Below are 14,706 nucleotides of genomic sequence, written 5' to 3' on the forward strand. Positions count from 1 at the left end.
CACTCTTACCTCTATAAATACAAGATAAAGACAATGGAGAGCAAACCCAATGACTCAACCCACATCGCGTGCCGGAACGTTCGGCGCCATACTGCGTGTGACCAGCGGTAATTTCCTCGAACAGTTCGACTTTTTTCTGTTCGGTTTTTACGCCACCTATATCGCGAAGACCTTCTTCCCGGCGGAGAGTGAGTTCGCCGCATTGATGTTGACCTTTGCCGTTTTTGGCTCCGGTTTTTTGATGCGTCCCATCGGAGCAATCGTGCTGGGCGCCTACATCGACAGAATCGGCCGACGCAAAGGGCTGATGGTGACCCTGGCGATCATGGGCTGCGGCACGCTGCTGATAGCCCTGGTTCCCGGCTATCAAACCATCGGCATCCTGGCGCCTGCGTTAGTTTTACTGGGACGGTTGCTACAGGGATTCTCCGCTGGCGTGGAGCTGGGCGGGGTTTCCGTTTATCTCTCTGAGATCGCCACGCCGGGAAATAAAGGCTTCTATACCAGCTGGCAGTCCGCCAGCCAGCAGGTGGCGATTGTCTTTGCCGCGCTGATTGGCTATGGCCTGAACGCCACGTTGGGCCACGATGAGATTTCCGAATGGGGCTGGAGAATCCCATTTTTCATTGGCTGCATGATTATTCCACTGATTTTTGTTTTACGCCGCTCGCTCCAGGAAACGGAAGCCTTTTTACAGCGCACTCACCGTCCCGACACCCGGGAGATTTTTACCACTATAGCTAAAAACTGGCGCATCATCGCCGCCGGCACCCTGCTGGTGGCGATGACGACAACCACTTTTTATTTTATTACCGTCTATACCCCAACCTACGGAAGAACGGTTTTGCACCTCAGCGCGCGGGATAGCCTGATTGTCACTATGCTGGTTGGCATTTCTAACTTTATCTGGTTACCGATCGGCGGGGCAATTTCCGATCGCATCGGGCGCCGCCCGGTGCTGATGGGCATTACCGTACTTGCGCTGCTCACCACGTGGCCGGTAATGAACTGGCTTACCGCCGCGCCGGATTTCACGCGTATGACGCTGGTGCTGCTCTGGTTCTCCTTCTTTTTTGGCATGTACAACGGCGCGATGGTTGCCGCACTCACCGAGGTGATGCCTGTGTATGTGCGTACCGTGGGCTTTTCGCTTGCGTTTAGCCTCGCCACCGCCATTTTCGGCGGCCTGACGCCGGCAATCTCTACCGCGCTGGTGCAGATGACCGGCGATAAGAGCTCTCCGGGATGGTGGTTGATGTGCGCCGCACTGTGTGGGCTCGCCGCCACGGCGATGCTGTTTGTTCGTCTAAGCCGCCATTATCAACCGGCGGAAAACAAACTTTGAAATGCAAACGGGCGGAGATAATGCTCCGCCCGCTTTCACTCTGTCACCCGTTTTATTGCGTCGTATTATTGCTGCGGATCTCTTTCCAGATCTGGTCGCAGCGGGCTTTGACCGCCTGATCGTTCCCGGTGCGGGTTGCCAGGATACACTGCTGATAATCCAGTACCCGCACGCTTTCCTGGGTGGCGAACTGCTGGTGCTGCTTATCCTCTTTAAGAACGTTCAGCACGCTCTGGCAGGCCTGAACTTTATCCGGATTCCCTTCTGCCGTATTGATGCAGGCGCTGTAGGCATCCTTCAACTTAGTGTCTTCTTTTGGCGCCGGTGACTGCGCACAGGCCACCAGACCCGATGCCATGATGGCGATGAGCAATAGCTTTTTCATAATCAACCTCACAGGCTGGCGGCAGGCTTACGCCCGCCGCTGCGGCATCAGAAAATAGTGAACGGGGCAATAACCATAAACTTCACGTCACGCTCATCCTGGAAGATGTTGCCGTAACCGCCGCTCCAGCTTGGAATGTCGGAGTGGTTGTCGTACTGAGTGAAGTGGAGTTTGAACAGCGTTCCTTTTGCCCGGCCGTCCTGCACGGTATACATGGCGTCGAGGCTATAGGCCGACTCTTCCAGACGTTTGTCCGCGTTGTAGTACGCGTCAGGCGTCGCCATTTTGCCCGGTTTCGCATCCCATGCGTAAACGTAAGACGCGCCAAACGCCCAGCCCGGCATATTCCAGTTTTTCATGTCGTACATCGCGCCGAAGAACACGGCCTTTTCGCCGTTGGCGTTAAAGTCGGAGCGGTTATCCCACCACACGTCCAGGCGGCCGTTAGAGGAGGCGTAGGTTGGGGTCATGCGCTGCAGGAAGTAGCCCTGCTGGCCCTCGGCCTTAACCCAGGTACCTTCCAGACGCAGGTCCAGCACGTCGGCAACCTTGTAGCCAAAGGTCAGCGCCTGCAGCCAGGCGGTGCCGTCGTAAATATCGTTGGCGCCGCCGTTGCTGACCTTATCGCGGGTGCCGTAGAACTGATAGCTGGTGTTTAACGGGGTACCGGCAACGTCAAATTTGTAGCTGGCCTTCGCAAAATACTGGTCGATATACCCCTGAGCCTGGCCAAACGCGGCCTCCAGCACGAGGTCGTTTTTAAAATCATATTTGGCGCCCAGAGAGTGCAGATAATCGACTTTCGTCTTCTTATCGTTCTGGTAGAAATCATCCATCTCAATGTGCCACGGCGCTTTGTATTCGTTCGTCCACATATAGGAGAAACTCAGCGCGCCGGAATCGCCGTAATCAAAGTTGGCTCCGGCTTCAGCACCTTGATAAGTGCCAGGCATAAAGCTCCAGTGCGGAGCCAGCAGCGTTTGCCCGGTTGGCTGAATGTAGCCAGCGCGCGCCCACGTCGGGCCATACTTAAATTTTGCCGCCGCTTTATAGAGGCTGATCCCGCTCTTATCGCCGGAGTAATCTTCGTCGTAGGCTTTATTTCTAGAGGAGAAGGCAATTTCGTTCGGGTGGCCGCTTTCGCTGCTTTCCGCCATTTCAATGGCGGTAAAGGCCGCCACGTCGATACCAAACATATCGGCGGCATAGCCGGACTGGAAGTCCAGGTTGGCGTTCCAGGTTGAATGCGAAAGGTTGGTTTTGTACTTATCGCCGTCGGTGACGTCTTTACGATCGCGCTCACGCTGCCAGTAATAGATACCGCCGGTTAATGTGGAATCATCAATAAAACCTGCTGCGCTGGCCTGCGGAACAACGATCCAGCTCGACATCGCGGTGACGGCGGCAATAGCCAGCGCCAGCGTACTACGTTTGCCACTAAACGTACGCATGTGCATATCCTCTTTGACGTTTTAAAACGCGGAGCCAAGGGCAAGCCGCGAAAAATAAATAAGACTGCTAAAAAGCGGTGCGGAAAAGTCCGCAAATCCACTATGGATAGACTATTTTTCGTGACGCGAATTATCAATCTCTTTCGCCGATCAAAGCTTAAGATTATGACAAAGCGCACATATTCTATGTCTTTTTGTTACAGCCTTAAATTTCGTAGATTTAGTACGGAAGTGTTTGCAAAATCAGGATAAAACGGGAAATGAAAACGCTTACAGCGGTTTTTTACGCGATAATCGCCGACGGGCCAGGCGGGATATATTACAGGTTGTAAACAAGATTAATTCGCATCGCGAAAATAACCAGATTCGGCCGCGAAAGACGGAAATAAAAAACGCCGCGGGAGGCGGCGTTTTTGCTGACGAAGCAGGGACGCGGGGTTATGCGCCGATCTTCGCCCAGGTATCGCGCAGGCCAACGGTGCGGTTGAACACCAGATGGTCAGCGGTAGCATAGCGGCTGTCGAGGCAGAAGTAGCCTTCACGCTCGAACTGCAGCGCCTTACCGGCCTGCGCCTGCGCCAGGCTCGGCTCGGCAAAGCCGTGCTTGATAACCAGCGATTCAGGGTTCATTACGGCAAGGAAGTCCTCTTCGGCGCCCGGATTCGGCACGCTGAACAGACGGTCATACAGGCGAATTTCTACCGGCAGCGCGTGCGCCACGCTCACCCAGTGGATAACGCCCTTGACCTTGCGGCCGTCAGCGGGATCTTTGCTCAGCGTATCGGCATCATAGGTGCAGAAGATGGTGGTGATATTGCCCTCTGCATCCTTCTCTACGCGCTCGGCTTTGATCACGTAGGCGTTGCGCAGGCGAACCTCTTTGCCCAGCACCAGACGCTTGTACTGCTTGTTGGCTTCCTCACGGAAGTCTGCGCGATCGATCCAGATTTCACCGCTGAACGGCACGTCGCGGCTGCCCATTTCCGGCTTGCTCGGATGATTCGGCATGGTCACATTTTCACTGCCGCCCTGCGGATAGTTTTCGATAACCAGTTTTACCGGATCGATAACAGCCATCGCGCGCGGGGCGTTTTCGTTGAGATCTTCACGAATGCAGGATTCCAGCGACGCCATTTCAATGGTGTTGTCCTGTTTGGTCACGCCGATGCGCTTACAGAATTCGCGAATCGATTCGGCGGTATAGCCGCGGCGACGCAGGCCGGAAATCGTCGGCATACGCGGATCGTCCCAGCCCTCAACGTGCTTGTCGGTCACCAGCAGGTTGAGCTTGCGCTTGGACATCACGGTATATTCGAGATTCAGGCGCGAGAATTCGTACTGGCGCGGGTGAACCGGGATGCTGATGTTATCCAGCACCCAATCGTACAGGCGACGGTTGTCCTGGAACTCCAGCGTACACAGAGAGTGCGTAATACCTTCCAGCGCATCGCTGATGCAGTGGGTAAAGTCATACATCGGGTAGATGCACCACTTGCTGCCGGTCTGATGGTGATCGGCGAACTTAATGCGGTACAGCACCGGATCGCGCATGACGATAAACGGCGAGGCCATATCGATTTTCGCACGCAGGCAGGCTTTACCTTCGGCAAAACCACCGGCGCGCATCTTTTCAAACAGCGCCAGGTTCTCTTCTACGCTGCGATCGCGGTACGGGCTGTTTTTGCCCGGCGCCTTCAGCGAGCCGCGGTATTCGCGGATCTCTTCCGCCGACAGTTCGTCAACGTAGGCCAGACCTTTAGTGATCAGCTCAACGGCGTAGCTGTGCAGCTGATCGAAATAATCAGACGAGTAGCAAACTTTCCCGGACCAGTGGAAACCTAACCACTGCACGTCGTTTTTAATCGACTCAACGTATTCGATATCTTCTTTCACCGGGTTGGTGTCATCGAAGCGCAGGTTGCATTGACCTTGATAATCCTGAGCAATGCCGAAGTTCAGGCAAATTGATTTCGCGTGGCCAATGTGCAGATAACCGTTCGGCTCCGGCGGGAAGCGCGTATGAACGGTGGTGTGCTTACCAGTAGCCAGATCTTCATCGATGATCTGACGAATAAAGTTAGTTGGGCGGGCTTCTGCCTCACTCATCGTGGGTTCCTCAAAGCGTAAACAACGTATAACGGGACATGATCTTACAAGCAGGACGTGGAGACAACTATTAGTTACTGAAAATACGTATCTGAAGGAGATTATGGGGTCATTTGCTGCAAAAAAAAGCGGCGGAGGTTTCCCCCCGCCGCACAGGCATAAACTCTACTCAGGAGCCCTACTTGCCTTTAATCTCATACAGTGGCGTCTGGCCGGCGACAACTTTACCGCTCGCCTGAATCACCAGCGCGCTGTAATCGTCGCTGTTGCTGCAGACTACCGGGCTAATCATCGACCGGGCGTTCGCGTTGAGGAAGTCCAGATCCATCTCCAGAATCGGCTGACCTGCCTTCACTTCCGCGCCCTCTTCCACCAGGCGCTTGAAGCCCTGGCCGTTCAGCGCGACGGTATCAATGCCCATATGGACAACGATTTCCGCGCCGTTTTCCGTTTCCAGACAGAACGCGTGGTTGGTATTGAAGATCTTAACGATGGTACCCGCAGCCGGGGAGACCACTATCTTATCGGTCGGTTTCACCGCCACGCCGTCACCGACGGCTTTGCTGGCGAACGCTTCGTCCGGAACCTGCTCCAGCGCCACGATATCACCGGTAATCGGCGAAACCAGCGCGGCGATGGTTTTGGCGTTAGCCACGGCCTGCGGTTTTGCAGCCGCAGCGGCGACAGGCGCGCTGTCGGTTGCAGCGGCGGTGGCGGCTACCGGGCCGCGCGCAACCACTTTTTTCATCTCATCACCGACCGACTCTGCTTTCGCACCGACGATAACCTGGATGGTTTGTTTGTTCAGCTTAACCACGCCGGAAGCGCCAAGGCGTTTACAGGCCGCATCGTTAACGCGCGCGGAATCCGCAACGGTCAGACGCAGACGGGTAATACAGGCATCAATCGCTTTCAGGTTGTCAGTCCCGCCGACGGCCGCAATGTACTGCGTAGCCAGCTGGGTCAAACCCTCTTCGGTGTTGCTGTTGGCTTCCGAAGTCACCACGTCGTCAGTTTTATCTTCACGACCCGGCGTTTTCAGGTTGAACATGCGGATAACCGCGGTGAACAGCAGGAAGTAGATGAAGAAGAACACCACGCCCATGACAATCAGCATCCAGACGTTTTTGCTGGCTGCCGGCAGGCTGTACATCAGAACGTAGTCAATGGCCCCTGCGGAGAAGGAGAAGCCCGCATGAATACCCAGCGACGTGGCCACAAACAGGCTGATGCCGGTCAGGACGGCGTGCAGGAGGTACAGCAGCGGAGCCAGGAACATGAACAGGAATTCCAGCGGCTCGGTCACACCGGTCAGGAACGCGGTGATAGCCACGGACAGCAGCATACCGCCAACCATCGGACGACGCTCTTTCGGCGCAGCGAAGTACATCGCCAGCGCCGCACCCGGCAGACCGAACATCATGATCGGGAAGAAGCCGGACATGAACATCCCCGCGGTGCCGTCACCGGCGTAGAAGCGGTTGATGTCGCCGTGGAAGACCGCGCCTGCGGCGTTGGTGAACTCACCGATCTGGAACCAGGCAATGGTATTCAGCACCTGATGCAGGCCGGTTGGGATCAGCAGACGGTTGATGAAACCGAAGATACCAGAACCCAGCGCGCCCTCGGCAACGATCCACTCGCCGCCGGCGTGAATAGCGTGCTGTACCGGAGGCCAGACGTAGCCGAAGATGGCCGCCAGCACCAGACAGAAGAAGCCGGTCGCGATAGGAACAAAACGTTTCCCGCCGAAGAAGCTCAGGAAGTCAGGCAGCTTGATGCCGGACCAGCGGTTATAGACGGCACCGGCAACCAGACCGGTAATGATCCCCGCCAGCACGCCCATGTTAATTTCTGGGTTGATGGTGACCATTGCTTTGGTTAATACGAAATAACCTACCGCACCGGCCAGCGCCGCCGCGCCGGCGCTGTCTTTAGACCAGCTGGACGCCACGCCGATCGCAAAAATCAGCGCGAGGTTATCAAAGATTGCCCCGCCTGCCTGCGCGATAAACGGCACGTTAAGCAGATCGGGTTGACCGAATCGCAGCAGCAGCGCTGCGACAGGCAGCACGGCGATAGGGAGCTGTAACGCCCTACCTAGCCGCTGGAAAAAACCTAAAATATTCATCTTATTCCCCCTATGAGACCCCGATGAGGCTCACTCAAAGCCATTTTTTTATTGTGTAAAAAGGTCAGTTTTTTAACTTACCCGCAAAGTGTGTGAAAATTTAATTCGTATCGCAAATTAAACGCGTATTTTTTGTGACTATAATCACCAAATATCGTATTAACCCCTCCCCTGGACTGGCTAACAACGAAAACTTATTTTATCATTCAAAAAATCAACACGGATTGAGCCGGTCGGCGTAGTTACTGCAATACTCTTCATAGAGTACTGGCGCCAATCCGCCAGGTTCTAATTTAACTATAGAGGTGAAGAATGAGACTGATTCCCCTGGTAACAGCTGAACAAGTAGGTAAATGGGCTGCTCGCCACATCGTTAACCGCATCAATGCGTTCAAACCGACTGCGGACCGTCCGTTTGTACTGGGTCTGCCTACCGGTGGTACACCTCTTACCGCCTACAAAGCTCTGGTTGAGATGCACAAAGCGGGCCAGGTTAGCTTCGAACACGTTGTCACTTTCAACATGGATGAGTACGTTGGCCTGCCGAAGGAGCATCCGGAGAGCTATCATAGCTTTATGCACCGCAACTTCTTTGATCACGTTGATATTCAGGCAGAAAACATTAACCTGCTCAACGGTAATGCGCCAGACATCGATGCAGAATGTCGTCGCTATGAAGAGAAAATCCGCTCCTACGGCAAAATTAACCTGTTTATGGGCGGCGTGGGTAACGACGGTCACATCGCGTTCAACGAGCCGGCTTCTTCTCTGGCTTCCCGTACCCGCATTAAAACGCTGACCCATGACACCCGCGTGGCAAACTCCCGCTTCTTCGACGGCGACGTTGACCTGGTGCCGAAATATGCGCTGACCGTGGGCGTTGGCACCCTGCTGGATGCCGAAGAGGTGATGATTCTGGTGCTGGGCCATCAGAAAGCGCTGGCGCTGCAGGCGGCGGTAGAAGGCAACGTCAACCACATGTGGACCATTACCTGTCTGCAACTGCACCCGAAAGCCGTGGTGGTTTGCGACGAGCCGTCCACCATGGAACTGAAAGTGAAGACGCTGAAATACTTCAACGAATTAGAAGCCGAAAACGTCAAAGGGCTGTAATCTGGTCCCGTCCTGCGGCTACCCCCGCGGGACATTTCTTTTTTTTGATGCACGCCATCATTCAGCCGGCAGCAAAACGGCCAGTTTACGGTCTGCTCATCAGACCGGCTTGAAGAAAAGCGTGCGTAAACCGGGGGTCGTATGTATGCATTAACCCAAGGCCGGATCTATACCGGTCATGAAATTCTGGATGACCATGCGATAGTTATCGCTGATGGCCTTATCGAACGGATCTGTTCACTGGCTGATTTACCGTCCGAGATTGAGCAACGCTCGGTCAACGGCGCCGTTCTCGCCCCCGGTTTTATCGACGTCCAGCTGAACGGCTGCGGCGGCGTGCAGTTTAACGACAGCCCGGATGCGGTGACCGTCGAAACGCTGGAAATCATGCAGAAGGCCAACGAACGCTCCGGCTGCACCAGCTATCTGCCAACGCTTATCACTTCCAGCGACGATCTGATGAAACAGGGCGTGCGCGTCATGCGCGAGTACCTGCAAAAATATCCTAACCAGGCGCTGGGCCTGCATCTTGAAGGCCCGTGGCTGAACATCGTCAAAAAAGGGACCCACAACCCGGACTACGTGCGTAAACCGGACGCCGCGCTGGTGGAGTTCCTGTGCGAAAATGCCGATGTCATCACCAAGGTGACCCTTGCCCCGGAGCGCGTCGGGCCAGAAGTGATTCGCCAACTGGTCGACGCCGGAATTGTCGTCTCCGCAGGGCACTCCAACGCCACCCTCAAGGAAGCCAAAATCGGTTTCCGCGCGGGCATCACTTTCGCAACCCATCTTTATAACGCCATGCCGTATATAACCGGACGCGAGCCGGGCCTGGCGGGCGCTATTTTTGACGAGCCGGACGTTTACTGCGGTATTATCGTCGACGGTATGCACGTTGATTATGCTAACGTACGCAATGCGAAGCGCCTGAAGGGCGACAAGCTGTGCCTCGTGACCGATGCCACTGCGCCGGCGGGTGCCAATATTGAGCAGTTCATTTTTGCTGGTAAAACAATATACTACCGTAACGGACTGTGCGTAGATGAAAACGGTACCCTCAGTGGTTCTTCGCTGACCATGATTGAAGGCGTGCGTAATCTCGTTGAACATTGCGGTATCGCGCTGGAAGAAGTGTTGCGTATGGCAACCCTCTACCCTGCGCGTGCCATTGGCGTGGAAAAGCAACTCGGCAGCATTGCGCCGGGAATGGTCGCTAACCTGACCGCCTTTACCCGCGACTATAAAATCATCAAGACCATCGTTAATGGTAACGAGGTCGTCACTGAGTAAGTAAAAGTATGACAGCAGGCGGACATGCTCAAATTGGTAACGTTGATCTCGTAAAACAGCTGAACAGCGCGGCCGTGTACCGCCTGATTGACCAGCATGGCCCCATCTCGCGCATTCAGATCGCGGAACAAAGCCAGCTTGCCCCTGCCAGCGTGACTAAAATCACGCGTCAACTGATTGAACGCGGGCTGATCAAAGAAGTCGATCAGCAGGCCTCCACCGGAGGCCGCCGCGCCATCTCCATTATTGCCGAGACCCGCAGCTTCCAGGCCATTGGCATACGCCTCGGCCGCCACGACGCCACCCTGACCCTGTACGATTTAAGCAGCAAGACGCTGGAAGAAGAGCACTTCCCGCTGCCGGAACGCACGCAGGAAACCCTCGAGCACGCGCTGCTGAACATCATCGCCGCCTTTAGCGAACGCTGCCAGCGCAAGATCCGTGAGCTCATCGCTATCTCGGTCATTTTACCCGGCCTTGTCGATCCGGAAAGCGGCGTCATTCGCTACATGCCGCATATTCAGGTTGAGAACTGGGGCCTGGTAGAGGCGCTGGAAAAACGCTTTAAAGTGACCTGTTTTGTCGGCCATGATATCCGCAGCCTGGCGCTGGCGGAGCACTACTTTGGCGCAAGCCAGGACTGCGAAGACTCTATTTTGGTGCGCGTCCACCGCGGCACAGGGGCGGGAATTATCTCCAACGGCCGCATTTTTATCGGCCGCAACGGTAACGTGGGTGAGATAGGCCACATCCAGGTCGACCCGCTCGGCGAGCGCTGCCACTGCGGCAACTTCGGCTGCCTGGAGACCGTCGCCGCCAATGCGGCCATCGAACAGCGGGTGCGCCATCTGCTGGAACAGGGCTACCAGAGTCGCCTTAGCCTGGACGAGTGCAATATTAAAGCCATCTGCAAAGCCGCCAATAAGGGCGATACCCTGGCCTGCGAGGTTATCGAACACGTCGGCCGCCACCTGGGAAAAACCATTGCCATCGCCATTAACCTGTTCAATCCGCAGAAGGTGGTGATCGCCGGCGAAATCACCGAAGCCGAAAAGGTTTTACTCCCGGCCATCGAAGGCTGCATTAACGCCCAGGCGCTAAAAGCGTTTCGCAAAAATCTGCCGGTGGTGCGATCCACGCTCGATCATCGTTCGGCGATCGGCGCCTTTGCGCTGGTGAAACGCGCGATGCTCAACGGGATCCTGCTCCAGCGCCTGCTGGAAAGTTAGCCTGTTTTTTGTTCACCCATTTGTGCCTTTCTTCAACGATGTCGGACTGTCCATGACCATTCAAAACGTAATTTGTGATATTGACGGCGTGCTGATGCACGACAATGTGGCCGTACCGGGCGCTGCTGAATTTATCAAACGCATTCTCGAAAAAGAGATGCCGCTGGTGATGTTGACCAACTATCCGTCTCAGACCGGCCAGGACCTGGCCAACCGCTTCGCCACGGCGGGCATTGACGTCCCGGATAGCGCCTTTTACACCTCAGCCATGGCGACCGCCGACTTTCTGCGCCGTCAGGAGGGGAAAAAAGCCTACGTGGTGGGCGAAGGCGCGCTGATCCACGAGCTTTATAAGGCGGGCTTCACCATCACCGACGTCAACCCGGATTTTGTCATCGTCGGCGAGACCCGCTCCTTTAACTGGGAGATGATGCACAAGGCGGCCTTCTTTGTAGCAAACGGTGCGCGCTTTATTGCCACCAATCCGGACACCCACGGCCGCGGCTTCTACCCGGCCTGCGGCGCGCTGTGCGCGGGGATTGAGAAGATCTCCGGCCGCAAGCCGTTTTACGTCGGCAAGCCGAGCCCGTGGATTATCCGCTCCGCGCTGAACAAGATGCAGGCCCACTCCGAGCAAACCGTCATCGTCGGCGATAACCTGCGTACCGATATTCTGGCGGGCTTCCAGGCCGGCCTGGAAACGATCCTCGTGCTGTCCGGCGTCTCGACGCTTGACGACATCGACAGCCTGCCGTTCCGACCGTCGTGGATCTATCCATCGGTGGCCGAAATCGATATTTTCTAAGCCAAACCACGTCCCGGGACGTGGTTTTTCATTTTTCGCCCGCAATGAAAAGCTGCCATCTAATGAAAGCGGCTTATTTTTGAATATTCATCAATAAAGTCGCTCAAAACATGTTCTTTTTTTAATATTCAACAATCACAATTGCGTTTTTTCCTGTTGCCCCCGTAAATCCCTTGCACCGCCCTCTCCTTTGCGGCATTTTCTTAAACACGCACTAAGACCTCGCAACAAGACGACGTCTGCACAACATCAAATACGACAGGGTAACGGAGAAGGCTATGTGTTCAATTTTTGGCGTACTGGATATTAAAACTGACGCGGTAGAACTGCGTAAAAAGGCACTGGAGCTTTCCCGCCTGATGCGCCACCGCGGGCCGGACTGGTCCGGCGTCTACGCCAGCGATAAAGCCATTCTGGTCCATGAACGTCTCTCTATCGTTGACGTTAACGCCGGCGCTCAGCCGCTGTATAACCAACAAAAAACCCACGCCCTGGCGGTGAACGGCGAAATTTATAACCACCAGGCGCTGCGCGCAGAATACGGCGACCGCTATGCCTTCCAGACCGGTTCAGACTGCGAAGTCATCCTCGCGCTGTATCAGGAAAAAGGCCCGGCCTTCCTTGACGATCTGCAGGGCATGTTTGCCTTTGCGCTGTACGACAGCGAGCAGGATGCTTACCTGATCGGCCGCGACCATATCGGCATCATTCCGCTGTATATGGGTCACGACGAGCACGGTAACTTCTACGTCGCATCAGAAATGAAGGCGCTGGTTCCGGTGTGCCGCACCATTAAAGAGTTCCCGGCCGGCAGCTACCTGTGGAGCAAAGATGGCGAAATCCGCGAGTATTACCAGCGCGACTGGTTTGATTACGACGCGGTAAAAGACAACGTGACCGATAAAAACGAGCTGCGTCAGGCGCTGGAAGAGTCGGTGAAAAGCCACCTGATGTCCGACGTTCCTTACGGCGTGCTGCTTTCCGGCGGCCTGGACTCTTCGGTCATCTCCGCAATCACCAAAAAGTTTGCCGCCCGTCGCGTCGAAGATCAGGAGCGTAGTGAAGCCTGGTGGCCGCAGCTGCACTCCTTTGCCGTCGGCCTGGTCGGATCGCCGGATCTGAAAGCCGCGCAGGAAGTGGCAAACCATCTGGGCACCGTGCACCACGAGATCCACTTCACCGTGCAGGAAGGTCTCGACGCCATTCGCGACGTGATTTATCACATCGAAACTTACGACGTGACCACCATCCGTGCGTCGACCCCGATGTACCTGATGTCCCGTAAAATCAAAGCGATGGGAATCAAAATGGTGCTATCAGGCGAAGGTTCAGATGAGGTCTTTGGCGGCTATCTCTATTTCCACAAAGCGCCAAACGCCAAAGAGCTGCATGAAGAAACCGTGCGCAAACTGCAGGCGCTGCATATGTTTGACTGCGCCCGTGCGAACAAAGCGATGTCCGCGTGGGGCGTCGAAGCCCGCGTGCCGTTCCTCGACAAGCAGTTCCTCGACGTCGCCATGCGCATCAACCCGCAGGATAAGATGTGCGGCAACGGCAAAATGGAAAAGCATATCCTGCGCGAATGCTTTGAATCCTACCTGCCGGCAAGCGTGGCGTGGCGCCAGAAGGAGCAGTTCTCAGATGGCGTTGGCTACAGCTGGATCGATACGCTGAAAGAAGTGGCGGCCGGGCAGATTTCCGATCAGCAGCTGGAAACCGCCGCCTTCCGCTTCCCGTACAACACGCCGTCGTCGAAAGAGGCGTATCTGTACCGTGAAATCTTCGAAGAGCTGTTCCCGCTGCCGAGCGCCGCGGAGTGTGTCCCCGGTGGCCCGTCAGTCGCCTGCTCTTCGGCTAAAGCGATCGAATGGGATGAAACGTTCAAAACCATGAACGATCCGTCAGGACGCGCGGTAGGCGTGCACCAGTCGGCCTATAAATAATCGAGTCAGACGACAAACGGACCCCGCGGGGTCCGTTTTTTTATGTCTTTATTTACGGGTTAAAAGCGATAAATAACCAATAATTGCCGATTATTACACCACGCTGCTCGCAACCTAACCAAACAGTCACATTCCAGCGATTTTCCTTGAAAAAGAGGTTGACGCTCGCAGGCCCAATACGCATAATGCGCCCCGCAACGCCGATAAGGTAACGCGAAAAAAAAGATGGCTACGTAGCTCAGCTGGTTAGAGCACATCACTCATAATGATGGGGTCACAGGTTCGAATCCCGTCGTAGCCACCATCTTTTTTTTGCGGGAGTGGCGAAATTGGTAGACGCACCAGATTTAGGTTCTGGCGCCGCAAGGTGTGCGAGTTCAAGTCTCGCCTCCCGCACCATTCACCGAAAGCGTTGCACGGATGGGGTATCGCCAAGCGGTAAGGCACCGGTTTTTGATACCGGCATTCCCTGGTTCGAATCCAGGTACCCCAGCCATATTTCTTCGAGGTTAGCGGTTCACCGCGACGGTTATTGGGGTATCGCCAAGCGGTAAGGCACCGGTTTTTGATACCGGCATTCCCTGGTTCGAATCCAGGTACCCCAGCCATCGAAGAATGTGATAAGATTTGGCTACGTAGCTCAGCTGGTTAGAGCACATCACTCATAATGATGGGGTCACAGGTTCGAATCCCGTCGTAGCCACCATATAAAGGAATTATTGATTCAGTTCGATAAATCCAAAAAAATTGTTGGGGTATCGCCAAGCGGTAAGGCTCTGGTTTCTGATACCAGCATTCCGAGGTTCGAATCCTCGTACCCCAGCCAATTTAAAAAAGTCGTTCACTTGTGAACGCACCCGTTGGGGTATCGCCAAGCGGTAAGGCTCTGGTTTCTGATACCAGCATTC

10 protein-coding genes and 6 tRNA genes are annotated in these 14,706 nt (G+C 55.1%); 12 read left to right on the forward strand and 4 right to left on the reverse strand.

All coding sequences use genetic code 11. The annotated features are described in order from the left end of the window. The first annotated feature begins 49 nt into the window (after positions 1-49). Positions 50-1,345, forward strand: a complete 1,296-nt coding sequence (gene tcuC, locus RTE01_RS22955) for a tricarballylate/proton symporter TcuC (protein ID WP_115193314.1) — start codon at positions 50-52, stop codon at positions 1,343-1,345. Between the two features lie 52 nt (positions 1,346-1,397). Here the strand turns inward: tcuC and chiQ are convergent, their stop codons facing one another. The 4 genes from chiQ to nagE all read right to left on the reverse strand — a co-directional run bounded on the left by chiQ (position 1,398) and on the right by nagE (position 7,418). Continuing rightward, complete coding sequence (chiQ, locus tag RTE01_RS22960; RefSeq protein WP_041144604.1) at positions 1,398-1,730, reverse strand: ChiQ/YbfN family lipoprotein; 333 nt, start codon at positions 1,728-1,730, stop codon at positions 1,398-1,400. A 47-nt stretch (positions 1,731-1,777) separates the two neighbouring features. Next, positions 1,778-3,181, reverse strand: a complete 1,404-nt coding sequence (chiP, locus tag RTE01_RS22965; RefSeq protein ID WP_076944938.1) for a chitoporin ChiP — start codon at positions 3,179-3,181, stop codon at positions 1,778-1,780. A 438-nt stretch (positions 3,182-3,619) separates the two neighbouring features. After that, positions 3,620-5,287, reverse strand: a complete 1,668-nt coding sequence (glnS, locus tag RTE01_RS22975; protein WP_041144602.1) for a glutamine--tRNA ligase — start codon at positions 5,285-5,287, stop codon at positions 3,620-3,622. 178 nt (positions 5,288-5,465) lie between these two features. Next, positions 5,466-7,418: a PTS N-acetyl glucosamine transporter subunit IIABC gene (nagE, locus tag RTE01_RS22980; protein ID WP_115193315.1), complete on the reverse strand. Its 1,953-nt coding sequence runs from the start codon at positions 7,416-7,418 to the stop codon at positions 5,466-5,468. A 312-nt stretch (positions 7,419-7,730) separates the two neighbouring features. On the opposite strand from nagE, the gene nagB reads away from it, so the two are divergent. The 11 genes from nagB (at position 7,731) to RTE01_RS23035 (ending at position 14,624) form a co-directional block, all read left to right on the forward strand. Next, entirely contained in the window at positions 7,731-8,531 is an 801-nt protein-coding gene (gene nagB, locus RTE01_RS22985; protein WP_041144600.1) for a glucosamine-6-phosphate deaminase, read from the forward strand. A 141-nt stretch (positions 8,532-8,672) separates the two neighbouring features. Continuing rightward, on the forward strand, positions 8,673-9,821 hold the full coding sequence (gene nagA / locus RTE01_RS22990) for an N-acetylglucosamine-6-phosphate deacetylase (protein ID WP_115193316.1): 1,149 nt from the start codon (positions 8,673-8,675) through the stop codon (positions 9,819-9,821). A gap of 8 nt (positions 9,822-9,829) precedes the next feature. Continuing rightward, positions 9,830-11,050: a DNA-binding transcriptional regulator NagC gene (nagC, locus tag RTE01_RS22995; RefSeq protein WP_115193317.1), complete on the forward strand. Its 1,221-nt coding sequence runs from the start codon at positions 9,830-9,832 to the stop codon at positions 11,048-11,050. Between the two features lie 52 nt (positions 11,051-11,102). Further along, on the forward strand, positions 11,103-11,855 hold the full coding sequence (locus RTE01_RS23000) for an HAD-IIA family hydrolase (protein ID WP_041147548.1): 753 nt from the start codon (positions 11,103-11,105) through the stop codon (positions 11,853-11,855). 278 nt (positions 11,856-12,133) lie between these two features. Further along, positions 12,134-13,798 (forward strand): asparagine synthase B, encoded by a 1,665-nt coding sequence (asnB, locus tag RTE01_RS23005; RefSeq protein WP_041144597.1) that lies wholly within the window; start codon positions 12,134-12,136, stop codon positions 13,796-13,798. Between the two features lie 227 nt (positions 13,799-14,025). Further along, positions 14,026-14,102, forward strand: a tRNA-Met gene (locus RTE01_RS23010). 10 nt (positions 14,103-14,112) lie between these two features. Further along, a tRNA-Leu gene (locus RTE01_RS23015) sits at positions 14,113-14,197 on the forward strand. A 22-nt stretch (positions 14,198-14,219) separates the two neighbouring features. Then, positions 14,220-14,294 (forward strand) — tRNA-Gln (locus RTE01_RS23020). Positions 14,295-14,331: 37 nt separating this feature from the next. Then, a tRNA-Gln gene (locus RTE01_RS23025) sits at positions 14,332-14,406 on the forward strand. A 21-nt stretch (positions 14,407-14,427) separates the two neighbouring features. After that, positions 14,428-14,504, forward strand: a tRNA-Met gene (locus RTE01_RS23030). A gap of 45 nt (positions 14,505-14,549) precedes the next feature. After that, positions 14,550-14,624, forward strand: a tRNA-Gln gene (locus RTE01_RS23035). Positions 14,625-14,706 lie beyond the last annotated feature (82 nt).

The sequence above is a fragment of the Klebsiella terrigena genome (genome assembly GCF_006539725.1).
Taxonomy (GTDB): Bacteria; Pseudomonadota; Gammaproteobacteria; order Enterobacterales; family Enterobacteriaceae; genus Klebsiella; species Klebsiella terrigena.

Bases quoted from the DNA above. Each gene is read 5' to 3' on its own strand.
- asnB (WP_041144597.1), top strand. From the start codon at position 12,134: ATGTGTTCAATTTTTGGCGTACTGGATATTAAAACTGACGCGGTAGAA.
- nagC (WP_115193317.1), top strand. From the start codon at position 9,830: ATGACAGCAGGCGGACATGCTCAAATTGGTAACGTTGATCTCGTAAAA.
- nagE (WP_115193315.1), bottom strand. From the start codon at position 7,418: ATGAATATTTTAGGTTTTTTCCAGCGGCTAGGTAGGGCGTTACAGCTC.
- glnS (WP_041144602.1), bottom strand. From the start codon at position 5,287: ATGAGTGAGGCAGAAGCCCGCCCAACTAACTTTATTCGTCAGATCATC.
- chiQ (WP_041144604.1), bottom strand. From the start codon at position 1,730: ATGAAAAAGCTATTGCTCATCGCCATCATGGCATCGGGTCTGGTGGCC.
- chiP (WP_076944938.1), bottom strand. From the start codon at position 3,181: ATGCGTACGTTTAGTGGCAAACGTAGTACGCTGGCGCTGGCTATTGCC.
- nagB (WP_041144600.1), top strand. From the start codon at position 7,731: ATGAGACTGATTCCCCTGGTAACAGCTGAACAAGTAGGTAAATGGGCT.
- RTE01_RS23000 (WP_041147548.1), top strand. From the start codon at position 11,103: ATGACCATTCAAAACGTAATTTGTGATATTGACGGCGTGCTGATGCAC.
- tcuC (WP_115193314.1), top strand. From the start codon at position 50: ATGACTCAACCCACATCGCGTGCCGGAACGTTCGGCGCCATACTGCGT.
- nagA (WP_115193316.1), top strand. From the start codon at position 8,673: ATGTATGCATTAACCCAAGGCCGGATCTATACCGGTCATGAAATTCTG.